Origin of the sequence: Bremerella volcania, assembly GCF_007748115.1 — a bacterium.
Classification (GTDB): Bacteria; Planctomycetota; Planctomycetia; order Pirellulales; family Pirellulaceae; genus Bremerella; species Bremerella volcania.
This window is the reverse complement of sequence record NZ_CP036289.1, coordinates 1,657,037-1,679,569: the sequence shown is the minus strand read 5'-3', so window position 1 is coordinate 1,679,569 and position 22,533 is coordinate 1,657,037. Positions and strand designations below refer to the sequence as shown.

Genomic DNA, 22,533 nt, shown 5'->3' with positions numbered 1-22,533 from the left:
TGACGAAGATTCAGGTCGTATTGATCATAGGGACGCAATGCGACAGAATCGTGGCAAATGCGTTCCCAGCTTTTTTTGGCTAAGGCATTCGAGGAAAAGAAGATGCGCGTTCTTGTCACCGGCGGAGCAGGCTATATCGGTTCTCACACCGCCCGAAAACTGGCGGCCGAAGGACATGACGTCGTCGTTTACGACAACCTATCTGCTGGTCATCGCGGCGCGGTCGGCAAGTTTCCGTTGGTGGTTGGCGACCTTCACGACGGCGAGAAGTTGACCGCCACCTTGAAAGAATACAACATAGAATCGGTAATCCACTTCGCGGCGTTCGCCCTGGTTGGCGAGTCGGTCACCAACCCGGCCAAGTACTATCAGAACAATGTGATCGGTACGCTGAGCCTGCTCGATGCCATGCGGGCTGCCGATGTGTCGCGGATTGTTTTTTCCAGCACATGCGCCACCTATGGCATTCCGGCGTCTTCGCCCATCGACGAGAGCTTTCCTCAGGCCCCCGTAAATCCTTACGGGTTCACTAAGCTGGCGATCGAACGTGCCCTCGAGGACTACGCTCACGCATACGGGATGGCATTCGCAGCGCTTCGCTACTTTAATGCCGCCGGGGCATCGCCAGATGGAGACATCGGCGAAGACCACTCGCCTGAGTCGCACTTGATTCCTTTGGTTTTGCAGGTCGCTTTGGGACAACGCGAGTCGATCAGTGTCTTCGGTGACGATTACCCCACCGATGATGGAACCTGCATTCGCGATTACATCCATGTCGACGACCTGGCCGATGCGCATTTGGCGGCCATGCAGCAGATTACAGCTGACAATTGCCTGAAACTCAACCTGGGAACGGGGCGCGGCGTCAGCGTGCAAGAGATCATCCAGGCGTGCCGAGAAGTCACTGGTATGGATATTCCTGCAGAAATTGGCCCCCGACGCGAGGGAGACCCCCCTGCCCTGGTAGCCAACGCGGATAAGGCTCATAGAATTCTTAACTGGCAGCCAAAGTACATGGACGTCCGCGAAACGATTGAAACTGCCTGGCGATGGCATCAATCGCATCCTCACGGGTTTGCCCAATAGCAGAAAATGCGGCGAGTCCGAAAAGATTTCCGCGAACCTATGCAGAATATCATCATTGAAAAGCCATACCGATTTGTTCCGCCGCATCGCGGAACCGGTTGGCCTGCGTTCATTCAACGATTCAATCTCTACGGCAAGTATCTCCAATACTTTGAAGGCGTTCAGTCTTACGAGGTTCGCGGCGCAGATCGCCTGAAGAAGTCGCTTGATGCCAAGCACGGCATCCTTTTGGCTCCCAATCATTCCCGTATGTCCGACCCACTGGTGTTGGGCTTTCTGGCGAAAGAAGTCGATTGCAATCTCTATTCGATGGCCAGTTGGCATCTCTTCAACCAAGGGTGGTTCAAAGCGTGGGCCATTCGCGTCATGGGGGGCTTCAGCGTTTATCGCGAAGGGGTCGATCGCAAGTCCCTGGCCACGGCAGTCGATGCGATGGTCGAGGCCGATCGGCCGCTGGTCGTGTTTCCCGAAGGTTCAACGACACGTACCAATGATTACGTCCACCCGCTCTTGGATGGAGTCGCTTTCGTCGCTCGTTCCGCAGCCAAGCGGCGAATTAAGGAAGGTCGCGGCGACACGGTAATCCACCCGATTGGCATCAAATACGTCTTTCAGGGAGATATCGACGCGACCGTCCGCCCGGTGCTGCACGAAATCGAACAACGTCTCGGCTGGCGAACGTCCGAGGAACTGCGTCTGCTCGAACGCGTCGAACGCATGGGCGAAGGGCTGTTCTGTCTTGAGGAAATTCGTTATTCGGGGCGTGCCCATTCCGGCGACGACATGGCGACCCGCACTTCGCGCTTGATTGACTGCATACTGCATCCGCTGGAAAAGGAATGGCTGCGGGTCGAATCGACCGGTAACATCATGCCACGGATCAAAGCACTTCGCTCACGCATGCTACCCGACATGATCGAGGGGAAACTCTCGCCCGAAGAGAGATCGCGGCGATGGATGCAACTGGAAGACATCTATGTCGCGCAGCAGATCTCGTGTTACATTCCGAACTATCTGCAAGACTACCCGAGCATCGACCGCCTGCTGGAAACGGTCGAGAGATACGAAGAAGACCTGAAGGACAAGACAACCGTCCACGGCGCGTTGAAAGTCATTATCGACGTCGACGAGCCAATACTGGTCACCGACGAGCGGCGCCCGAAGGGAGACGAAGATCCGCTGATGTCGCAGTTGCGATACCAACTCCAGGCCAAAATGACTGAACTCTCCACCGAGTCGAAAATCTACGGCTGCGAGTAATTCGCTTGGAATCCGCCTCGCCCCCTCATAAGATGGGTTCTACTATCCACCATCAGGATACTGTTTGAGGGACGTTCAGTGATTCAAGTCGACCGCTTAGCAGAGCTGCAGCACGGCCAAGATGCCGATTTCTTCGCTCAACTTTTCCAGAAGGACCGCCGGCTGACGCGGCAAGGACGTCCGTTTTACTTACTTGAGTTTCGTGATCGCACTCGCAATATCGCCGCGACGATCTGGGAAGGATCACCTCACGAGGTAGCTTGCCGTGACCAATGGACGGTTGGCCACTTCTATAAGATCCGAGGCACTTTCCAAGAGACGATTCATGGAGGCAAGGTCGAGATAAAACGTCTCCGCCCCGTAGAACAGAGCGATCACGAAAGCGGCTTTGATCCCGCGACCTGCCAGCCGTCTTCCGAGGCGGACACGCAAGAGCTGTTCGATTACCTGCTGGACTTGGTCGATCAAGAGATCGCTACCCCAGAGCTTCACTCCCTGGTCACGGCAATCTTTGAGAATCATCGGCAGCGTATCGAAGCGTTACCTGGCGCACTACATCACCACCATGCGTACGCCGGCGGTTTCCTGGAGCATGTCTACAGCGTGACCCAGAATGTTCTCTACCTGCTGAACACCTATCGCGGCCAGCATCCTTCCTTGCGCGATCCGATCACGCGGCAGTTGACCATCGCCGGAGCCATGCTGCACGACATCGGCAAGCTCTTGGAGTTGGACGAAGAAGTCGCGAATACAGCCTACACTTCCCCCGGTGAACTGATAGGGCACCTCATACTGGGACGCGATCTGGTACGAGACACCGCTCGCGAACTTGGAATTGATCTGAACGCGGATTGGTTGCTTCGCCTGGAACATCTCGTTGTGAGTCACCAAGGAACGGCTGCCAACGGAAGCCCCAAGCCTCCGATGACCTGGGAGGCTAACTTGATCTACTGGGCGGATGAACTCGACGGAAACATCTTTCGACTGGCCAAGGCATGCCAGCAGCAGGATGATGGGGATCCCTTCGTGCCAAAAAGCAACCCGTTTGGGCGACGCGTCTACCGGGGGGATTTGCCATCGCAATCGGAAAACCCGTCATAATCGTCAAATTTTTTCGACTGCGCTTTTCGACATTCATTTAGCGTAGCCTACGTTTACGTGACCCATCCAACGGTTGGTTGGTAACGGGTAGTTCGAACACGCTGGGGCTGACTGGATGTTTTTGTTTCTTCTGTTGATGATCGGAGCGAATCTATTGATCGGATTCTGCGCTGCGGTGCGCGTTCGTCAATTGATTCAAAGTCAGCCTTCCATCGTCTCGGTTGAGACCGCTGAGGTCTTTCTCAACGAATTCGAGAACCAAACTGTCTCCGACCAGAACAGCAACACGCCCAAGTCTGAAAAGTCACGGCCCGAACCGGAAGAAGTCATTCCGTACGAATATCTTTCGGCCCTGGAAGAAGAGGCCATCGTCGCCAACAGCCTGGTGGAAGCCTCCGCTCAAGTTCTTCGTCTGGAAATCGGCAAGTACCGAGCCCGCCTGGTCGAAATCGAAAACCAGCTGCGCGAGACATGGTACCAACCGACGGAGGATGCACTGCATGGAATTGCCGAGCAATTGGATACCGTCAATATCGACTGGCTAGACAAGCAAGCGGAAGCCTCTCAACACTTAGACAGCAGCAAGGAAGGCCTTGGCGCTTACGCCGACATCGGGAGTCGCCTCTGCGATACGTTGTTCGAGCAAACGGCCCAAATCGAAACGACCCTCAGCAATCTGCAGCAAATCGACTTCCAAGACAACCTGAACGATGTCTGCCGAAAGCTGGTATTGGAAATCGCCCGCCTGATCGATCTCTGCCATGACCTACGCGACAAGATGACCGAAACGATCGTCACCGTATTGCGAGCAGAAAAGCGTCTGGGGACGGTCGACAAGGGCATGAAGTTAGACTCGTTAACGGGTTTGAAGAATCGAACTGGTCTCGAATGCCAACTGTTTGAGTGGTGGCGAGACGATATTCGTCGCGAACGCGCGCTGAGCATTGCCGCGCTCGATATCGACGAGTTTCGCAAGTTCAACGAACGCCTCGGCACCGAAGCGGGGGACAAGATCATCGGGGCGGTAGGCAAATACCTGGCGGACTGTGTCCGCTCGGAACGCGGCTTTGAGTATGCGATGCGTCTGGAAGGCCAGCGATTCGTACTCTTCTTCGGCGACGTAGGCCCTCGCGGAGCGACCAGTGCCGTCGAACGCATCCGCCAGACGATTGACGGCACCGTCTTCGAGTACGATGGTGAAGAACTCGAACTGCACATCAGCGCCGGCGTCACTGAAGCCAAGCCAGACGACACGGTTCCCAAGCTGTTTACCCGAGCGATGACTTCGCTGCGGACGGCAAAGAAGAATGGACGGAATCGCACGTTCATCGACGAAGGACAGGGCCCGCAGCCAATCGATCCACCAACGTATCCGATCCGTGACAAGGTCATTACCATCCAGTAATAACCCGCCAGGCTAGGCCGCCTTCTTCGCAATCAAATACCGATCAAGCTTGGCGAGATCTTTGCCAATCGATATTCGCTCGTAGAAACCGGTTTCCTCGGCAATCTTGGCGACACGCTTGGCAACCATCGGACTGAATTCCAGCAGCAGCCATCCGCCAGGCTTCAGAAAGCTGGCGGCTTCCTCCAAAATTCTTCGCAAGACGGAAGTACCTTCTTCGTCGGCGAACAAAGCGCCGTGGGGTTCGTGCTCGATGACATGAGCATCCATCAACGGACGTTCCGATTGGGCGATGTACGGCGGATTGCTGACGATGACGTCGAACGATGATCCACTTGGCACCGCTTGAAACAGGTCGCCGGCGGCAAACTCGACCCGCTCGCTCACGCCGTGCTTCTCGGCATTTTGTTTGGCGACGACGATCGCCTTCTCACTGACGTCCGTCGCCAGCACATTCGCTTGGGGGGCCTGCTTGGCGATGGTGACGGCGATAATCCCGCTGCCGGTCCCCATGTCGAGAATGCGAACCGATTCGTCTTTGGAACGCCCTTTGAGAAGATCTAGCGTTTCGATCACCAGGTGTTCCGTCTCTGGGCGTGGAATGAGTACGTCCGGGGTAACGACGAATTCCATCGAATAGAATTCGCTGGTTCCCAGCACGTAGGCGACCGGTTTGCCGGCAGCCCGCTGTTTGACCAGTTCGCGAAACTTGGCTCGCTTCTCGTCGTCGACGACCTCCTCGAACCGGGTATAAAGCTGAATTCTGGGACATGCCAACGCATGACCCAGCATCAGTTGCGCTTCGAGCCGTGCCTCTTCACTCCCCTTCGATTCCAGGTACTCCGTCGTCCAATTCAAGAGACGGCCAATCGTCCATGTTTCGGCAGTCGACATGAGGGCAAATTCGCCTTGAAGTAAAAGTTGGGATCGACGGCAGGTTCGCGGCTTAGTCGAGATCTCCCATCTCGCCGCGAAGCTGTTCGCGATCGTGATCGATCAACGCATCGATGACCGGCTGGAGATGCCCGGCCATGACCTGATCGAGCTTGTACAACGTCAGATTGATGCGATGGTCGGTGATGCGGTTTTCTGGAAAGTTGTAGGTTCGGATACGCTGACTGCGGTCGCCAGATCCGACGAGGCTCTTTCGCGTATCGGCTCGCTCTTTCGCTTCTTTTTCACGCTGGCTATCGTACAACTTCGTCTTGAGCAGACGCAAAGCGCGATCCAGGTTCTTGTGCTGACTTCGTTCTTCACAACACTGAACGATGACGCCCGTTTCCTGGTGAATCAAACGAACGGCCGACGCCGTTTTGTTGACGTGCTGCCCACCGGGACCGCTACTGGCCGCGTAACGCTCGACGGTGTAGCTATCGGGGCTGAGGTCGAATTCCACTTCTTCCGGTTCGGCCATCACCGCGACAGTCGCCGCCGAAGTGTGGACACGCCCCTTGGTTTCCGTCTCCGGAACGCGCTGCACGCGGTGGCCGCCGCTTTCGTATTGCATCTCTCGGTAGACGCCATCGCCGTGGACCGAAATGATCACTTCCTTGAATCCACCGAGTTCCGTCGGATTGGATTCCATGATCTCGTACTTCCACTTCTTGGTTTCCGCGAAGCGTTTGTACATTTCATACAAGTCGCGAGCGAAGAGTGCCGCTTCGTCGCCACCGGTTCCACCGCGTATTTCGAGCACAATTTTATCGCGATCGGCATCCTCGCCGCCGATGGTCATGTCCAGCAGGTCGCGCCAGATCTTCTCGCGTTTGGCTTTGAGGTCGACGAGATCGGCTTCGGCCAATTCGGCCATCTCGGCGTCATCCCCTTCCATCAGTTCCCGCGCGTCCTCGATCTCGCTGACGACGTCCTTGAACTGCCGGTAGCGCGTGGCAACGCGAGCTAACGAACCGTGTTCGCGTGCGACGTTGGCCATCTGGGACGAGTTCGACAACACGTCCGGATCGCTCATTTGCTTTTCGAGAAACTCGAAGCGAGCAAGCTTTTCTTCCAAAATCTCGCGCATGAGAGGCTTCGTCCTGAGTGATACCTGACTGGGGAAATGAGGTCAGGCCGATTGCGGGATTCTACGAAAACACGCGAGTCCCCAATACCAGGAAACTCGCGTGATGATGACGTTCAAACTGGAAGAAGCTACTTCTTCTTTTTCTTCGACAGGCTTGCGTAGTTGCCGGCGAACTTGTTCTTGAACTTCTCGATACGGCCGCCCGAGTCGACGAAGCGTTCCTTGCCGGAGTAGAAAGGATGGCACACGTTACAAACGTCGACCACGATTTCCTTCCGGGTGCTTCGCGTGGTAAACGAGTTGCCACAACCGCATTTCACGACGGTTTCGTTGTATTTGGGGTGGATGTTTTCTTTCATTGACCTTCACTCCGTGGCAAGTTCGCGGACGAGCCCTGCGCCGGTCCGTTCCCTTGATGTGCTGGAAAACCTACGATTATAGAGTTCCCATGCCAAATCGGCAATCGCAGATACCCCCTAACCTTTGGCATACCCAAGGAATGCGATTCATCGGGCATGGGATGTTACCAGATAGTAACAATTCCGGTAAATTAAATAGTTTCACCCCTTAGGTTTAAGTCAATTCAGGTCCAACCACGCATGGCGATCGATAAATCGGGGACACGCGTTCGGCAGATGTTCTCGGAAATTGCGGGCAACTACGACCGCATGAATCATCTCTTGTCGATGAATATCGATAAGTACTGGCGTTGGCGAACCGTCAAGATCGTCCCCCCGACTGGCGACAGTCCCATCCTGGACGTCTGCACCGGCACCGGCGATCTGGCCCTGGCCTACTACAAAGCAGCCGAGGGTAAGGTTCAAGTGGAAGCGACCGACTTCTGCCCCGAAATGCTCGAGGTGGGCGAGGTCAAGAAGCAAAAGCTCGGCATCAACGGCCAGGTTCGCTTCCAAGAGGCCGACACGCAGCACCTCCCGTTCGATGACGACACGTTCCAGATCGTCTCCGTCGCGTTCGGTCTGCGGAATGTTGCCGATACCGACCTAGGCTTGAAAGAAATGGCCCGCGTTTGTCGCCCTGGCGGTAAGATTGCGGTGCTCGAATTCTCGCAGCCCCGCTATCAGCCGTTTCGGGGTGTTTACCAGTTCTACTTCAAGAACATTCTTCCCCGCATCGGTCAGGCCTTGGCCAAGAACAAGCAAGATGCCTACAAATACCTGCCGGACAGCGTCGGTGAATTCCCCCATGGAGAAGCACTGGCCGAGCGGATGCGCAGTGCTGGCCTGAAGGACGTCTTCTTCAAGCCATTCACTTTTGGTGTCGCAACTTTGTACGTGGGGACGAAATGAGCCTGCCCGTTGTCGTGGCAATCACCGGAGCAAGCGGGGCCGTCTATGCCAAGCGGCTTCTGAATGTGCTGCATCATAGTGGCTACGACGTCCAGCTCTCGATCAGCCCTTCAGGGAAGATCGTCTTGCAGCAGGAAATGGGCATTCGTCTGGAACTCGATAACTTCGATCCCGAAACGCTCGTTCCCCTGACGGTCAACGCCAACGACAAGCGGCTGCTCGAAACGATTGAACTGAACGAGGCCGACAAGCCTGGCGACTTTCAGTACTACCACTACACCAACTTCATGTCTCCCATGGCCAGTGGTTCGGCTCGTTCGGCCGGGATGGTCGTGTGCCCTTGTTCTGGCGGCACGCTGGCTGGCATTGTGGGTGGTACGTGTAACAATCTCATTCAAAGGGCAGCCGAAGTCCATCTGAAAGAACGCCGCAAGCTGATCCTCGTGCCACGAGAGACGCCCCTATCCTTGGGTTACATCGACAACATGAAACGGGCCACCGAAGCAGGGGCCGTCGTCATGCCGGCCATGCCGGGCTGGTATCACGGGGTGAACTCGCTGGACGACTTGATCGATTTCATGGTGGCTCGGATATTGGATCAGTTAGAAATACCACACGCTTTGATGCAACGCTGGGGAGAAGATGCCTGAGCGACTTCGTCACATTCTGGAAATGATCCGCTTCAGCCATACGGTCTTCGCCATGCCGTTTGCCCTATTGGCGACGATCATGGCCTGGTGCCTGCCGGCTCCGGAAGGGGAAACGGTCGCGATTACCTGGCAGGCAGGCCTGGGCATCGTACTGTGCATGGTCTTTGCCCGCAGCGCCGCGATGGCCTTCAACCGGTTGGTTGATCGAAAGATCGACGCCGAGAACCCACGGACCGCCACGCGACACCTGCCAGCCGGCATTCTCTCGGTGCAAAGCGTCGTGCTGTTCACCGTCGGTTGCAGCATCGGATTCGTGGCATCAACACTGTTGTTCTGGCCGAACTGGCTGCCACTGGCATTATCAGTGCCGGTGTTGGCCTTTTTGTGCGGATACAGCTACACGAAGCGGTTCACCTCGCTGGCCCACTATTGGCTTGGTATTTCGTTGATGCTGGCCCCTATCTGTGCCTGGGTGGCGATTCGAGGCGAAGTGGTCCTTTCGCACCCGGCCGATATCCTGCCAGCGTTGATGCTGGGGCTGGGCGTTTTGTTTTGGGTGGCCGGCTTCGACATCATCTATGCCTGCCAGGACGCCGAATTCGATCGCGATGCCAAGCTGCGCAGCGTACCAGCTAAGTTCGGTGTACCAGGAGCTTTACGGATTGCTGCGGTCAGCCATTTGCTGGCCGTGCTGGCATTCGCGGCCCTGCCCTTTACGGCGTCGTCGCTGGGCATCATCTACTGGATAGGCCTGGCCGCCGTCGCCGCACTACTCTTGTATGAACACGCTTTGGTTCGTCCGAATGACTTGTCGAAGGTGAATCTGGCGTTTTTCAATGTGAATACGATCATCGGAATTGGCGTGCTGGCGTTTACCAGCATCGATCTCCTTTGGAACTGACCCACCTTGCGGTAGAACGCTCAAATCGCGACCATAAACGTTAAGAATCGCGCCGGCAGTGCGGTTCCTACAACATCAGATGACTCTCTCCCTTATTACTGAGCCAAGCGACCTGGAATGATTCGAGCAGACAAGATTTCGTTGGATACCATCGGTAAGAAGGTCGAGAATGGCGAACGCCTGAACCTGGACGAAGGGGTGTTCCTGTACCAGGACGACGTTCCGCTGAACGAAGTCGCTGAGTTGGCCAACATGGTACGCGAGCGGAAGAATGGCAACTACGCGTATTACAACATCAATACGCACTTGAACCCGACCAACGTCTGTGTCTATCGCTGCAACTTCTGCGCGTTCCGGGCCGACCTCCGCGACCCACGCGGGTACCTGATGAGCGACGAGCAGATTCTTGCCCGCGGCCAGGAAGCAGTCGACAACGGCTGCACCGAAATGCACATCGTCGGCGGTCTGCATCACCAAAAGAAGTTCGACTGGTACGTCAACGTCGTGAAGATCCTGCACGACGCATTCCCCAAGCTGCACCTCAAAGCTTGGACTGCCGTCGAAATCAACTGGTTCGAGTTCCTCACTAAGAAGTCGGTTCGCGAAGTGCTGGAAGTGCTGCGTGACGCTGGCCTCGGCAGCATGCCAGGCGGCGGTGCCGAAATCTTCCATCGCGAGGTTCGCGATCAGATCTGCGAACACAAGGCCGACACCGGCAAGTGGCACGAAATCCATCGCACCGCGCACGAGATGGGCATTAAGACGAACGCCACGATGCTGTACGGCCACATCGAGAACGCCTATCATCGCGTCGACCACTTGATTCGTCTGCGAGAAACGCAAGACGTCAGCGGCGGTTTCCAAACGTTCATCCCGCTGGCCTTCCACCCCGACAACACCGAACTGGCCGAACTCAAAAAGTTGAAAAAGCCATCGGTGATGATGGACCTGCGAACGATGGCCGTCTCGCGCTTGATGCTGGACAACTTCCCGCACATCAAAGCATATTGGATCATGCTCGGCATCGGTACGGCCCAAACGGCCCTGTCGTACGGAGCTGACGACATCGACGGCACCGTGCGTCACGAACTGATCTACCACGACGCAGGAGCCACCACCCCGGAAGTCATGTCGGTCGAAGACATCCAGCGTCTGATCGTCGAAGCTGGCCGAGAACCGGTCGAACGCGACACCGTCTACAACCGCGTGATCCGCGACCCGCAAAACATGTCCCAGTGGACAACTGGCGAGCCGCTGGAAGTGGGTTAAGTTGACCCCCGATGGAAATTCTTCGCATAATGGATGGAATGCCATCCCGTAAGTTGCGGAGTATCCCCTCGGTGAGTGACCTGCTCGCGATAATTTTCGCCCCCCTGATCGCTTTCTTCGAAGCCTTACTGGGCCTCGTGATCGCCGTCGCGACGCTAATCGCCGAGATCGCCAATTTCTTTTTGGAACTTCTCATCACGGCGCTATTCAAGGGAATCACCTCGGCTCGCGAACGATATCGCCAAGGTCCACGCAAGGCCTCCGAGGTGCCGGGACCGGTGGTAACGGCGATCTTAACCGTGGGATTCTTGGTAGTCGTCGCGGTCGGCTTTACGTTTCTCATTCGAAACGGAATCCAGCACTCTCGGACCGCACGAACTCAGGATCAGGTCGACGCACTGGCCGATGCCTACATCGCCCAATTAGAAAAGGATGACGGAAGAATATTGGTCCCCGGCCCTTCGGACCAGCACGATGCCTGGGATAACGCGATCGTCCTGCAAGAAAATGATTACATCGTCGGTACCCAAGTGGTCGTCCGTTCGAATGGTCCCGACGGCCGGCCCAATTCCGCGGACGATATCTCAGCCGTTCGATACCATAAGACGACGGCGAAAGAAATTCGCGATCAATTCGTCGATAAGGCGGTCAGTGAGTTCGGGAGGTTCTTCAACAAGCAAGAGGAAGTTGAAGACCAGGCCAAAGTAGAAGAGCCGATCAAAAACGGGCCTGCGGACGCGACCGCTACTTCGGACGAGAACGATTCAACCTCCGAGGATGAGAAGAAAGAAGGTTGGAAACTTCCCTCCCTTAAATTCGGCTGGGATAAGAAGGAAGAGTAACCCAGTTTCTGAGCGCATTGGCAATCCGTTTTCGCTACAATCCGCTCCATGTCTTCGTCTCATCCTTAAGTACCCTCGTTCTAACCTGTTGCCATGCTCATCAACGCTTATTGCACGCATCGCAATCCGCCTTCATTGGAATTTCCTCACGAGTTGATCGGAAGCCGCGATCTTTCGGACCCGGAACTTGCCGAGCACTTAAACGGGTTCATCGGCTTCATAATGCAAGGTGGCGAGCGTGAAATGACGCAAACGCTGTATCACGTTTATCGCCATATCGAGCGTGTCCAGAACCACTTGAGCCTGGAAGTGGAAGACGATCACCTCGACGCGTTTGCCGCATGGGCCTGGGAAGCTAATGCGATTGTGTTTCTGCCGGATGGCTCGGTGTGTGATCCCAATGGTAACGTGCTGGTTTCGCCGGAAGATGGCGGCAGTGACCCCGAAGCCCAGGTCCCCTACCCCGACGATGCCCTTAAGCGCAAACAGGCCGTCTCCCAGGATCTGCACGCTTTGAAACTACAGCCGTACGAGGGCTTACCCCCAGTGATCGGCGAGAACGAAGTCGACCTGCGATCGGCGAAAGAGGTGGCCCGCCGGGCTATCGCCCTGATGGCGGTAGCGATTCGTGCGGAAAGTCTAGGCTCTGGCCAGCCCATCCCCGTCGAAGAGATTCGCGAGCGTTTGCCACAAGCATTTGAAGTCTTGTCGCCGGTCGAACAAGACTTCATGAATGCCGATTCGCCTGACCAGCAGTCGATCATCAATCATGCTTGGCGATATGAATGTCTGTACGTCTTGCAGTGGGCGCTGGGACACTTCGACGAGCTTCATTTTCCCTCGGCAATCTGCGACGTGCCGGAAGTGGCTGGCGACATTCTTCAACGCGATCGCGACGAAATGATCGCCGAGGCCCAGCTTCGCCCCGCAAGCGAGATCCTCGACGAGGTCGATCTGCACTTCCGTCTGCACTGGATTGCCCGACAGGCCAGCCAGGAAGGGACGCCACCTCCAGCGGGGCTCGATATCGGCGTGATTCAAGAACGCCGGGTCGCGCTCAACTGGCTGATCCGATTCGAGAACGCCGACTGGGATGACGTCGACTGCCCGACATAAGTGACGTCAGCGACTGGGCGAATGTCGACGCAATCGAGTATCCAACTCTTGAATCTTCTGCTGAATTTCAGGCCGCGAGTCGTGAATCAAATTGTGATTCTCGCTTGGGTCTTCCAGCAAGTCGAAGAACTCGTCGCACCCTTCGTTATGATCATCGCGCACGAGCTTATAGCGATCGGTGCGATAACACCGCAGCGAAGCGGTCGCGTAGTGGATCATGTCGTACTCGGCGTAAACGTCGTTGTTCCAGTCGCCTGGCCGTTCACCCTTGAGTAGCGGCAGGAGGCTACGCCCTTTCAGATTCGGATCTACACTGACGTCTGCAACTTGAGCAAGCGTCGGGAAGACGTCGAGTGCCGTTGCCGTGTTCGATACGATCGTGCCAGGAGCCACCACGCCTGGCCAGCGCACCACGGCCGGAACGCGGAGGGATTCGTCGTATAAGTTAGGGCGATACTTATCGGAGATCACTCGCGTTCCATTGTGGTATTCGCCTGGCGGCTGTTTTTTGGTCGCCCACAGGCCGTTCCCTTTGTGCCAGATGCCATGGTGCCCCATGTTGAACCCATGATCAGACGTGAAGATCACGATCGTATTGTCCGTCAGTTGGTTCTTATCGAGCGTGTCGAGCAGCCGCCCTAGATTTCGATCGACGCCGGACGTACTGGCCAGGTACTCGCGCATCATCTTCTTAATCCGCGTGACGTCGAGACCCGGATAGTCAGGAATCGTCGGATCTAACTCCGCGTATGGCTCCCAATCTTGCGGCGCCACCGGCAACCATTTGCCGTGGGGTGCCCTGGTCGCGAGGCAAAGAAAGAAGGGATGCTCTTTGTTCCGCTGAATGAAACCAATGGCTCGATCGGTCAGGATATCGGTCGTGAGCCCCTCGAACTTGCGAACGACTCCCTCTTCTTCCAGCATGGGGTTCTCAGGCGTCGTGCCACCGCCGGTGAGGCCCATGAAGTAATCGAACCCGTGCCGCGTGGGATGAAACTTCGCGTTGCCTGGCGCGGTCCAGTCCCCCAAGTGCCACTTGCCGACCAGGCCTGTTCGGTAACCGGCTTTCTTCAAGAGTTCCGCGATCGTGATGGTGCTGTCCGGATCCATGCGGACTTCGTGTTTGGGATCGTACAACTTGTGCCCCGGCTGGGGAATGAAATCGGGAATCCCCAATTCGCTGGCATACCGCCCGGTCATGAACGACGCGCGAGCTGGGCTACAGACAGGCGTCGTGCAAAAGAAGTTGCGAAAGACGGCCCCTTCGCTGGCAAGCCGATCCAAGTTGGGCGTCGCGGCAGTGGGCACCTCGCGATATTGCCCCGAACGAACCGCCGAACCAAACGCCCACGGCGCCTGATCGTCGGTCAGTACGATAACAATGTTCGGCTTGGCCGCCGACGCAGAGATCGCGGTCGCGATAGAAAGTAGCACCGCGAGGGCAAAGAACGTTACTTTCGACATGGAAGTAGCTCAACGTATGAAAGCTGCTGGTATCCCAGTAGTATACCAACTCTCGACCGGCACTCAACTTTCCCTGAGCGAGCTATCCCAAGTCGCCAATTTCGAGCGACTTTCCATAGCGAATCATCACCATCCGCTGCAGCTTTTCCCACTTCGCACCAGCGAGATTGGGGTCGCTGTCGGTAATGGAGAACGCATCCTCACGGGCCTTGGCCAGCAGTTCGCCATCGCGCTGTAAGTCGGCGATACGAAGCGGGGGCATGCCATGTTGTTTCCAGCCAAACAGATCGCCAGGGCCGCGAAGCTTGAAGTCGACTTCAGCCAACTCGAACCCATCGGTCGTGCCAGCAAACGCTTCCAGACGCTCGCGCGAGGCGTCGGTCGCGGGATTGGCGAAAACGCAGAGATAACCGGGATGCTTGCCGCGACTGATTCGACCGCGCAGCTGATGGAGTTGGGCCAAGCCAAAGCGTTCGCCACTTTCGATCGTCATCAGCACGGCGTTGGCGACATCGACCCCCACTTCCACCACGGTCGTGGCAATCAAGACGTCGATCTCGTGATTGGCGAAACGCTGCATCACGGCATCCTTTTCCGCTGGCGGCATGCGTCCGTGCAGCATCTCTAAGCGAAACTCTTCCAACTCGCCATTAGCCAGATGCTCGAGCAACTGCTCGACCCCGCCCAGCGTGTCGTCGCGGTTCGTTTCATCGACCAGCGGCGCGATGACGTACCCTTGCCGCCCTTCCCGCAGCTTCTTACGAAAGAAGTCCCACCACTTGGCCCGCTGTTCGTCCTCAGCGATATACGTGCTAACGGATTGCCTCCCTGGCGGGGCATTGCGAATGGTCGAGATATCGAGGTCCCCAAACATCCCTAGCGCCACGGTGCGAGGAATCGGCGTGGCGGTCATCACCAGGTAATGGGGATCGTTGCCGGCACTACGTAGTGCCGCACGTTGTCGGACGCCGAACTTGTGTTGTTCGTCGATGATCACCAAGCCGAGCTTCTGAAAAGTGATTTCCGTCGCGATGATCGCCTGGGTTCCAATTAGCAAGTCGATCTCACCGGCGGCAACATCGGCCAACAGCTTCGCGCGTTCTTTCTCGGTCAACGAGCCTGTCAGCACGCCGATCCGAACTTTCGCATGACTTAATAGCTTGCTCAGCGTACGTGCGTGTTGTTTCGCTAAAACTTCCGTAGGAGCCATCAAGGCTGCCTGAGTCTTGGCGGCCACCGCGGCCAGCATCGCATAGACCGAGACCATCGTCTTGCCGGTACCCACGTCTCCTTGCAGTAAGCGGTTCATGGGAATCGTACGATTCAAGTCATGGCAGATCTCGTGAATTGCTTTGTTCTGATCCTCAGTCAGCTCAAACGGAAGGAGCTTACGAATCCGCTCGTCGATACGAAAGTCAACGGGAATTGGCAGCGCACTCTTGCGTTCGTTCAGTTGGTGCTTTCGCAGCGACATGGCCAGTTGCAGGACGAGCAGTTCCTGGTAGATGAACCGCTTCCGGGCTGCTTCCATCTCTTCACGAGAATGCGGCCGGTGAATCTTGTTCAGGGCATCATGAACGGAAAGCAACTCGTGCTGTTTCAGGAACGAGTCGGGCAGTACCTCTTCCAGGTCGCTTCCATGTGTGTCGAGCGCCGTATGTACCATCTTCCGCATGAGGCCTTGGCGAATTCCTTCGGTTAGCGGGTAGATCGGCAGCAGCTTGCCCCCTTCGGGATGCTCACCTGGCTCAACGATATCGACCACCGGATGGGCCATTTCCCAGCGGTTCCCTTGCAGGCGTGGTCGGCCCGAGACGATCACGTGCTGCCCAACCTGAAAGCGTTTTCGCAGAAAGCACTGATTGAACCAAACGCCGCGCACGTACGACTGGTTATCGCGGACCAGAACCCCCAGGACGCTTCGACCAGGGCCAGTTCCGCGGAAGTCGACGTCTTCAATCACCCCGGTAATCGACGCCGGTTCGTCTTCCTTCAAATCATCGGCCGGAACGATCTCGAGCAGGTCTTGATAGTCGCGCGGAAAGAAAAAGATGAGATCGAGCGCCGTGTAAAGTTGCAGCTTCGCCAGTCGCTCGGCACGCTGCGGCCCGACCCCTTTCAGGAACTGAACCGGCGTTCGAAGACGCTGCAGCGGAGTCGATGCGCGGCTATCTGACATTCCTTCCTCACCAGGGCGATCCGTCGGGGTTATCGATAGGGCTGGTAGGCCGCGACGGCCAATTCATCGCAGCGATCGTTTTCTGGGTGGCCACTGTGGCCGGCAACCCGCGTGTATTTGACGCGATGTTTCTGCAACTGTTCGTCCAACTGTTTCCACAGGTCGTCATTCTTGACCGGCTTCCACTGTTTGCCTTCTTTGCGCTGCCAGTTGTTCTTCTTCCACTTCGGCATCCACTCGGTCATTCCCTTACCGACGTAGACGCTATCGGTAAACAGTTCGATGCTGCACGCTCGGCTGAGAGTTTGCAGACCTTGGATGACGGCCATCAATTCCATGCGGTTGTTGGTCGTCTCGCGTTCGCCGCCTGACTTCTCCATCTCTTTACCGGTCGATGGATGTTTCAAGATAAACGCCCAGCCGCCAGGGCCAGGGTTACCGCTGCACGCTCCGTCCGTGTAAAGAAGAACCTCAGGCTCGAAGGTGGCCGCCATGCACTGCTCCCAATAGATCGTTCGCTAAACGAGCGATTATGTCCCGGGACGCGTTCGGGATAAAGCCCCACCTGGAAGATGATCAGTTTCTCGTGGTCGAATCGATCGTTTCGGGCGTTTCGATCTGGCGAGACCCTTGAATGCGAACAAAGTCACCATGCTTAGCCTTGGTAATCTCGTCAATCCGCGACGTAAACGAATCTTCGCGAACGTCGGGACGATCTTCGATCACCCACGGGATGTCGACGAAAAAAGTGCTCCCCTTGCCCAGTTCGCTCTCGGCTCGCACGGTTCCGCCGAGCAGTTGGCATAGCTCGCGGACGATCGACAAGCCGAGGCCGGTTCCGGAGTACTCGCGGGTCAGCGTATCTCCTTGCGACACGGTCCCTTGGCGGAACTTCTCGAAGATGATTTCGCGGTCCTCTTCCGCGATGCCCACGCCAGTGTCACTTACGGAAAGCTCAAGACGATTGTTGATGCGATTCGCTTTGACGACGATGCGGCCCCCTTCCGGCGTAAACTTGATCGCGTTGGAAAGCAGGTTCGTCAAGATCTGCTGGAACTTGGATTGGTCCTGAAGCGCCGGCTCTTCGTTGGGATCAACATGGCAGGTCAGGTCGATGTTCTTTTCTTCCGTCAACGAGCGGACCATGTCGCAGGCACCACTGACCACCGAAGCGACCGAGAACTGCGACGGGCGAACTTCCATGCGTCCACTTTCGACCTTCGCCAGATCGAGAATATCGTTGATCATATCCAGCAGCAAACGTCCCGACTTCTGAATGTTTTCGACGTAGCGTTTCTGCTTGTCGTTCAAACTATCGATACCACGCAGCACGTCCGAGAAACCCAAGATGCTATTGAGTGGCGTCCGCAGTTCGTGGCTCATGCTGGCCAGGAAGTCACTCTTCAGGCAGTTCATTTCGTAAAGCTGCATATTGGCCTGAGCCAATTGATCGACCTTGCCGTCCAGATCTCGGTTGACGTAGGTCAACTTGTTTTGCGCATCGATCAAGTGAGCCAGCATCCGGTTGAACGACGTAGCCAGATCTTCAAATTCGTCACCGGTGTAAATCTCGGCCCGCACATCCATGTGCCCTTGGCTCACCTCGTCGCTCACGTCCCGCAAGTGCGTCAGTGGTTTCACGATGATGTACCGCACGATCAAGTAAAGTGCGATCATCGAAAGTGCCACCGTGATGATCGCCGTGGCCAACAGGTAAGCGCGGTTCTTCGTCAAGGCGATCTGCGTGATCTCGTCATCCTTGACGATCTTGATCACGTTGAACGGAAGTTCATTTTCCAATGGAAACCCGGTGGTCGAGACGGCCAGTTCCAGGTTCGTATTGTGGCACGCGACCGTGCAGTTTCGCTTCCAGTAGATGGGCTGGTAGTAAATGTACTTCTGACGCTGGGCATCGTAGAAAGCTTCCGACGCTGGTGAATAGGCGATCGTGTCTTCGTCATTGTCGGCATCCCCGCGGCCTAGCTCGACGAACTCGTCGGTCGTCTCCTGGGTGCTGATGCCAGGCGTGCTGAGGAACTTCTCGAGGATGTCCTTGTCGCGGGTTTGTTGAATCTCTTTCAATCGCCGCAGAATCTCGGCTTCCTCCTCGTTGGCTGGCAGCAGGATCCGCTCGTCCGGCCGACTGGTCGCCGCCAACTTGCGGTCGGCGGGGTCCAGCGTCATGACTTCCCAGTCGTACTTCATGTACTCCAGTTCGAGGCCTGTATCGCGAACGTGCTCGTCCCACCCTTCCGGGTTCTTCTGGGCCTGGGCATCGTGCTTCCAGTGGATCTTCATCAGCACGGCATCAACCAGGTGCCGGCCGGTACTCAGGTTATTGTTATGCACCAACTGTTCGGTCGATTGCCCATACCACCAGAAGCTGCCAGTAATCAGCAGCAGCAGGCACGTTCCGTATAGAAAGCGGCACTTTCGTTCGAGATTCGTCTCGCCGAGAACGCGCTTGATGGAACGATACGACATAACTAGTTTTCAGTGTTCAGTTTTCAGTGTTCAGCCAGAACACTTCTGGAAACGATTACCTTTGAATTCTAGGACTTTCCTACTTCTGAAACTACCCAGATTTCCTCCGTTGGCTTACATCATGTCGATCGGATCGACGTCGGCAATCCACAAAACATCGTCCGGAACGACCACCTTTTCGCGAACTCGGAGCACCGCGGCCCGCATCAGCAGTCGATCGAAACTATGTAGCAGCAAGTGATAGCGATAATTGCCTCGCAGTTTTTCAATAGGTGCCGGAGCCGGCCCCTGCTGCGAAATGTCCCCCCCCTGCTCTTGGGCGAAACGAGCCAGCTCTTCGGAAACCTGCTGCATGAACAGTTCGACCGCTGGCTGCGTCGGACCGCGAGCAATGATCCGAACCATATGCGCAAAAGGCGTCATTTGAAAGTCGCGTCGAAATGGCAGCTCTCGCTCGGCAAACAAGGCATAGTCATGCCGCGTCGCCGCTTCAATCGCCGGATGATCGGGGCTCAACGTTTGCACCAGCACTTCTCCCCCCAGGTCGCCTCGACCGGTTCGCCCCGCAACCTGGGTGATCAACTGAAAAGTCCGCTCGCCGGCGCGGACGTCGGGAAAGTGCAGTGCCGTGTCCGCATTGATCACTCCCACCAGCGTCACGTTGGGAAAGTCCAAACCCTTTGCGATCATCTGCGTACCGACCAGGATCTTCACTTCGCGATTGCGAAACCGCTCGAGCGCCGCTTCGTGCGAGCCAGGCTTCTTCATCGTGTCGGAGTCCATCCGAATGATCGGGTACGATCCAAACTTCGACTTCACTTCCTGTTCGAGCTTCTGCGTACCGATGCCGGAAAATCGAATCCCGCTATAGCGACACGTGGGCACGGGACAGACGCGCGGTGCCGAACTACGGTAGTCGCAGTAATGGCAAACGGTGCTGCCGTCGGTAATGTGATGTGTTAGCGGAATCTCGCAGTGAGGACACTCCACAAGGTGACCGCACGCCGGACATTGAATGTGCGTGCTGTGCCCTCGACGGTTGAGCAGCAGAATGATTTGCCCGTCCTGCTCGAGCGTTCGCTTCATCGAGTGATAAAGCTGACGGCTGATCGCCCCGCGAAAGCTGGTCGTCTTGTCGTAGCGCATGTCGACCGTGCGCACCGCCGGTAGAGGTCGATTACCGATGCGGTGCGGCATCGAGATCAACTCGTATTCACCTTGTTGAGCACGGTAGTAGGTCTCGAGCGACGGGGTCGCCGTCCCCAGAATCAGCGGGATCTTCTCGTATTCGGCCCGCTTGGCGGCAACTTCCCGGGCATGGTACCGAGGCACCGAGTCTTGCTTGAACGAGCTGTCGTGCTCTTCATCCAGGATGATCATCCCCAACTGTGGCGTCGGCGCGAACACGGCACTGCGTGCCCCGACCACTACGTTGACGATCCCGGACGCAATGCGTTTCCACTGCCAGTGCCGCTCGACGTCGCTCATATGGCTGTGCAGCACGGCAATCCGATCGAACCGTGAAGCGAATCGCTGTTTGGTCTGCGGGGTGAGACTGATTTCCGGAACCAGAACGATCGCCTGCTTCCCTTGATCGATCACGTGCTGAATGGCCTGGATGTAGACCTCAGTCTTCCCGCTGCCGGTGACGCCGTGCAGCAGGATCGGCTTCGGCTGGGGTGCATCGACCTGTGCGAGGATCGTCTTCAGGGCTGCCGTTTGGACCTCATTCAACGTCTTGGACGGTTCGCGTTCGATGTCGAGGTCATCAAAGTGGGCATGACTCACCCGGCGAACTTCCGAAGTAACGAGCTTCTTTTTGCGAAGACCGGTAATGGGTGCCTGGGTGCAGCGGCACTTATCGGCCAGGTCTCCCGGAGTCATCGGCTTGCTGGAAGCAGCCAGCGTCGTCAGCACGTGAAGCTGCTTCTCAGGCAGTTTAATCGTGGCGATGCGAACAGCGACTTCTCGGGGAACACTCAGCAGCGTCACTTCGCGTGTGCCGGCATTGCCGCGGACGGCCGCCGGGATGACGGCATCGAGAACCTGCCCCCAACTGGCGAGGTAATACTCGGCCATCCATTGGGTCATCTTCAGCATCTGCGAGGAGAGAAGCGTCTGCTGATCAAGAGCCGACAGCACGTACTTCAGCTTGCGGGTGCCGTACTCCTTCCGCTCGACGGCCACGCAGTACGCCATCACGCGGCGATTGGATCGACCAAGCGGGACATAAACCCTGCGGCCAGGCAAGATTTCGCCAACCAACGCATCAGGAACCAGGTAATCGAACGTTTGCTCTGGCCCGGTCGACATCACGACCTGCGCCACCAGCCCCGTTTGAGCGTCGTCTTGCTCCCAGGGGGTCGACTCGTCGCCGAAAAGTCCTTTTTGATTCTTCACAAAATCCCGAAATGCTGGCGGTCGAAGCGATGATTCTGGCCAATCGTGCCCAGGACCGATACGATAGCAGTTTGAAGGCGACCTTCCCACCACGCCGTTCCATCGGCCAGCAGCGAAAGGGGGAGACCCATGCGACTGGGAATTTACGGGGGTTCATTTTCTCCCATTCACAACGGCCATTTGCTTCTCGCAGAGTCTTGCCGCGAACAGTGCGCGTTGGATGAAGTCTGGTTCTTGCCGGCCGCCACCAATCCGCTCAAACAAGATGGCGTGCTCGCCTCGGATGCCCATCGCGTGGCGATGATCGAACTGGCGATTGCTGGAAACCATGCGTTCAAATGCAGCCCCCTCGAACTCGAACGTGGCGGTCTCAGTTATACCGTCGAGACGCTTCGTGACTTGCAGAAAATCGTTCCCCAGGCCGAGTTGTTCCTGCTGGTGGGTGGTGACTCGTTCGCGTCTCTCTTTCATTGGCACAAGATCGAAGAAATCTGCGAGTTGGCGACCATTTGCACGGTGGGCCGGCCTGGCAGCGACCTAAACGACTGGGGTCGCCTGCCGGAAGTTCTTAGTGACGATCAGATGGCTCATATCAAGCAGCACTTCGTCGAAATGCCGCTGATCGGCCTTTCGGCCACCGACATCCGAGCACGGATCGCTAGCGGCAGATCAATCCGCTATATGGTGCCTCGTAGTGTCGAGAAGTACATCGAAACGCAGCGCGTCTTCCATAAGCAAGTAGCGCCAGCCTAGATCGTTTTTACGCAGCCCGGCGGCGACCGAGCACCTGACCTAGTTGCGGCGTCAGGGGAGCTTGCTCTAAGGCGGGATCACTCTTGAGCGCTTCCAGAACCTGGTCGAGCTGTTCCATCGAGGACAAGCTCAGGTCAAGAAAGATCCACCGTTTACCGGCGATTTCGCAAACGCCGCCCCCTTGGCCGTCGAGCCATTCACGGCGAATCTGGTAACCGAGTTCCTTGGCGGTAGCGATGGCCTGGTCGAGTAGATCGAGGGTGTGCATCCTTGCGAACTCCGATGATCTA

General features: G+C 56.6%; 20 protein-coding genes. 11 read left to right on the top strand and 9 right to left on the bottom strand.

The annotated features are described in order from the left end of the window. The first annotated feature begins 102 nt into the window (after window positions 1–102). The 4 genes from galE to Pan97_RS06780 all read left to right on the top strand — a co-directional run bounded on the left by galE (window position 103) and on the right by Pan97_RS06780 (window position 4,852). Entirely contained in the window at window positions 103–1,086 is a 984-nt protein-coding gene (galE, locus tag Pan97_RS06795) for a UDP-glucose 4-epimerase GalE (RefSeq protein WP_144971363.1), read from the top strand. Window positions 1,087–1,125: 39 nt separating this feature from the next. Beyond that, entirely contained in the window at window positions 1,126–2,346 is a 1,221-nt protein-coding gene (locus Pan97_RS06790; protein ID WP_144971362.1) for a lysophospholipid acyltransferase family protein, read from the top strand. Between the two features lie 78 nt (window positions 2,347–2,424). Next, the gene (locus Pan97_RS06785) at window positions 2,425–3,447 is read left to right on the top strand and encodes a 3'-5' exoribonuclease YhaM family protein (RefSeq protein ID WP_165698642.1); all 1,023 of its coding nucleotides are present in this window, start codon (window positions 2,425–2,427) and stop codon (window positions 3,445–3,447) included. Window positions 3,448–3,562: 115 nt separating this feature from the next. Then, window positions 3,563–4,852 (top strand): sensor domain-containing diguanylate cyclase, encoded by a 1,290-nt coding sequence (locus Pan97_RS06780; protein ID WP_144971360.1) that lies wholly within the window; start codon window positions 3,563–3,565, stop codon window positions 4,850–4,852. A gap of 12 nt (window positions 4,853–4,864) precedes the next feature. On the opposite strand, the gene prmC is transcribed toward Pan97_RS06780, so the two are convergent. The 3 genes from prmC to rpmE form a co-directional block, all read right to left on the bottom strand. Next, window positions 4,865–5,746: a peptide chain release factor N(5)-glutamine methyltransferase gene (gene prmC, locus Pan97_RS06775; RefSeq protein WP_196782303.1), complete on the bottom strand. Its 882-nt coding sequence runs from the start codon at window positions 5,744–5,746 to the stop codon at window positions 4,865–4,867. A gap of 52 nt (window positions 5,747–5,798) precedes the next feature. After that, window positions 5,799–6,875: a peptide chain release factor 1 gene (prfA, locus tag Pan97_RS06770; protein ID WP_144971359.1), complete on the bottom strand. Its 1,077-nt coding sequence runs from the start codon at window positions 6,873–6,875 to the stop codon at window positions 5,799–5,801. Window positions 6,876–7,003: 128 nt separating this feature from the next. After that, on the bottom strand, window positions 7,004–7,234 hold the full coding sequence (gene rpmE / locus Pan97_RS06765) for a 50S ribosomal protein L31 (RefSeq protein WP_144971358.1): 231 nt from the start codon (window positions 7,232–7,234) through the stop codon (window positions 7,004–7,006). Between the two features lie 240 nt (window positions 7,235–7,474). Between rpmE and ubiE the strand changes: the two genes are divergently transcribed. The 6 genes from ubiE to Pan97_RS06735 all read left to right on the top strand — a co-directional run bounded on the left by ubiE (window position 7,475) and on the right by Pan97_RS06735 (window position 12,963). Continuing rightward, window positions 7,475–8,185: a bifunctional demethylmenaquinone methyltransferase/2-methoxy-6-polyprenyl-1,4-benzoquinol methylase UbiE gene (ubiE, locus tag Pan97_RS06760; protein WP_144971357.1), complete on the top strand. Its 711-nt coding sequence runs from the start codon at window positions 7,475–7,477 to the stop codon at window positions 8,183–8,185. After that, window positions 8,182–8,835 (top strand): UbiX family flavin prenyltransferase, encoded by a 654-nt coding sequence (locus tag Pan97_RS06755; protein WP_144971356.1) that lies wholly within the window; start codon window positions 8,182–8,184, stop codon window positions 8,833–8,835. The genes ubiE and Pan97_RS06755 overlap by 4 nt, the downstream gene beginning before the upstream one ends. Continuing rightward, a complete protein-coding gene (locus tag Pan97_RS06750; RefSeq protein ID WP_144971355.1) occupies window positions 8,828–9,736 on the top strand; it encodes a UbiA-like polyprenyltransferase in 909 nt (302 codons plus the stop codon). Before Pan97_RS06755 ends, Pan97_RS06750 begins: the two co-directional genes overlap by 8 nt. 117 nt (window positions 9,737–9,853) lie before the next feature. Beyond that, window positions 9,854–11,005 (top strand): aminofutalosine synthase MqnE, encoded by a 1,152-nt coding sequence (gene mqnE / locus Pan97_RS06745; protein ID WP_144971354.1) that lies wholly within the window; start codon window positions 9,854–9,856, stop codon window positions 11,003–11,005. 38 nt (window positions 11,006–11,043) lie between these two features. Further along, complete coding sequence (locus Pan97_RS06740; RefSeq protein ID WP_144971353.1) at window positions 11,044–11,847, top strand: hypothetical protein; 804 nt, start codon at window positions 11,044–11,046, stop codon at window positions 11,845–11,847. Window positions 11,848–11,940: 93 nt separating this feature from the next. Beyond that, window positions 11,941–12,963: a DUF4272 domain-containing protein gene (locus Pan97_RS06735; protein ID WP_144971352.1), complete on the top strand. Its 1,023-nt coding sequence runs from the start codon at window positions 11,941–11,943 to the stop codon at window positions 12,961–12,963. Between the two features lie 6 nt (window positions 12,964–12,969). Here the strand turns inward: Pan97_RS06735 and Pan97_RS06730 are convergent, their stop codons facing one another. From Pan97_RS06730 to priA, 5 genes are all read right to left on the bottom strand, one after another. After that, window positions 12,970–14,427 carry a sulfatase family protein gene (locus Pan97_RS06730; protein ID WP_144971351.1) on the bottom strand — a complete coding sequence of 486 codons (1,458 nt, stop codon included), beginning with the start codon at window positions 14,425–14,427 and terminating at the stop codon, window positions 12,970–12,972. Between the two features lie 82 nt (window positions 14,428–14,509). Beyond that, on the bottom strand, window positions 14,510–16,606 hold the full coding sequence (gene recG, locus Pan97_RS06725) for an ATP-dependent DNA helicase RecG (protein WP_144971350.1): 2,097 nt from the start codon (window positions 16,604–16,606) through the stop codon (window positions 14,510–14,512). A 29-nt stretch (window positions 16,607–16,635) separates the two neighbouring features. Next, the gene (rnhA, locus tag Pan97_RS06720) at window positions 16,636–17,100 is read right to left on the bottom strand and encodes a ribonuclease HI (RefSeq protein WP_144971349.1); all 465 of its coding nucleotides are present in this window, start codon (window positions 17,098–17,100) and stop codon (window positions 16,636–16,638) included. Window positions 17,101–17,182: 82 nt separating this feature from the next. Next, window positions 17,183–19,090, bottom strand: coding sequence for a sensor histidine kinase (locus tag Pan97_RS06715; protein WP_144971348.1), 1,908 nt, complete (start codon window positions 19,088–19,090; stop codon window positions 17,183–17,185). A 114-nt stretch (window positions 19,091–19,204) separates the two neighbouring features. Beyond that, window positions 19,205–21,490, bottom strand: coding sequence for a replication restart helicase PriA (gene priA, locus Pan97_RS06710; protein ID WP_196782302.1), 2,286 nt, complete (start codon window positions 21,488–21,490; stop codon window positions 19,205–19,207). A gap of 129 nt (window positions 21,491–21,619) precedes the next feature. Here priA and nadD point away from each other — a divergent pair, with 129 nt between their 5' ends. After that, window positions 21,620–22,243, top strand: coding sequence for a nicotinate-nucleotide adenylyltransferase (gene nadD, locus Pan97_RS06705; RefSeq protein WP_144971347.1), 624 nt, complete (start codon window positions 21,620–21,622; stop codon window positions 22,241–22,243). Window positions 22,244–22,250: 7 nt separating this feature from the next. On the opposite strand, the gene Pan97_RS06700 is transcribed toward nadD, so the two are convergent. Then, window positions 22,251–22,511, bottom strand: a complete 261-nt coding sequence (locus Pan97_RS06700; protein WP_144971346.1) for a hypothetical protein — start codon at window positions 22,509–22,511, stop codon at window positions 22,251–22,253. Window positions 22,512–22,533: the final 22 nt, after the last annotated feature.

Bases quoted from the DNA above. Each gene is read 5' to 3' on its own strand.
- rnhA (WP_144971349.1), bottom strand. From the start codon at position 17,100: ATGGCGGCCACCTTCGAGCCTGAGGTTCTTCTTTACACGGACGGAGCG.
- prmC (WP_196782303.1), bottom strand. From the start codon at position 5,746: ATGTCGACTGCCGAAACATGGACGATTGGCCGTCTCTTGAATTGGACG.
- rpmE (WP_144971358.1), bottom strand. From the start codon at position 7,234: ATGAAAGAAAACATCCACCCCAAATACAACGAAACCGTCGTGAAATGC.
- Pan97_RS06780 (WP_144971360.1), top strand. From the start codon at position 3,563: ATGTTTTTGTTTCTTCTGTTGATGATCGGAGCGAATCTATTGATCGGA.
- Pan97_RS06735 (WP_144971352.1), top strand. From the start codon at position 11,941: ATGCTCATCAACGCTTATTGCACGCATCGCAATCCGCCTTCATTGGAA.
- Pan97_RS06715 (WP_144971348.1), bottom strand. From the start codon at position 19,090: ATGTCGTATCGTTCCATCAAGCGCGTTCTCGGCGAGACGAATCTCGAA.
- Pan97_RS06730 (WP_144971351.1), bottom strand. From the start codon at position 14,427: ATGTCGAAAGTAACGTTCTTTGCCCTCGCGGTGCTACTTTCTATCGCG.
- Pan97_RS06755 (WP_144971356.1), top strand. From the start codon at position 8,182: ATGAGCCTGCCCGTTGTCGTGGCAATCACCGGAGCAAGCGGGGCCGTC.
- recG (WP_144971350.1), bottom strand. From the start codon at position 16,606: ATGTCAGATAGCCGCGCATCGACTCCGCTGCAGCGTCTTCGAACGCCG.
- Pan97_RS06790 (WP_144971362.1), top strand. From the start codon at position 1,126: ATGCAGAATATCATCATTGAAAAGCCATACCGATTTGTTCCGCCGCAT.
- ubiE (WP_144971357.1), top strand. From the start codon at position 7,475: ATGGCGATCGATAAATCGGGGACACGCGTTCGGCAGATGTTCTCGGAA.
- galE (WP_144971363.1), top strand. From the start codon at position 103: ATGCGCGTTCTTGTCACCGGCGGAGCAGGCTATATCGGTTCTCACACC.
- Pan97_RS06750 (WP_144971355.1), top strand. From the start codon at position 8,828: ATGCCTGAGCGACTTCGTCACATTCTGGAAATGATCCGCTTCAGCCAT.
- mqnE (WP_144971354.1), top strand. From the start codon at position 9,854: ATGATTCGAGCAGACAAGATTTCGTTGGATACCATCGGTAAGAAGGTC.
- Pan97_RS06740 (WP_144971353.1), top strand. From the start codon at position 11,044: ATGCCATCCCGTAAGTTGCGGAGTATCCCCTCGGTGAGTGACCTGCTC.
- Pan97_RS06700 (WP_144971346.1), bottom strand. From the start codon at position 22,511: ATGCACACCCTCGATCTACTCGACCAGGCCATCGCTACCGCCAAGGAA.
- nadD (WP_144971347.1), top strand. From the start codon at position 21,620: ATGCGACTGGGAATTTACGGGGGTTCATTTTCTCCCATTCACAACGGC.
- prfA (WP_144971359.1), bottom strand. From the start codon at position 6,875: ATGCGCGAGATTTTGGAAGAAAAGCTTGCTCGCTTCGAGTTTCTCGAA.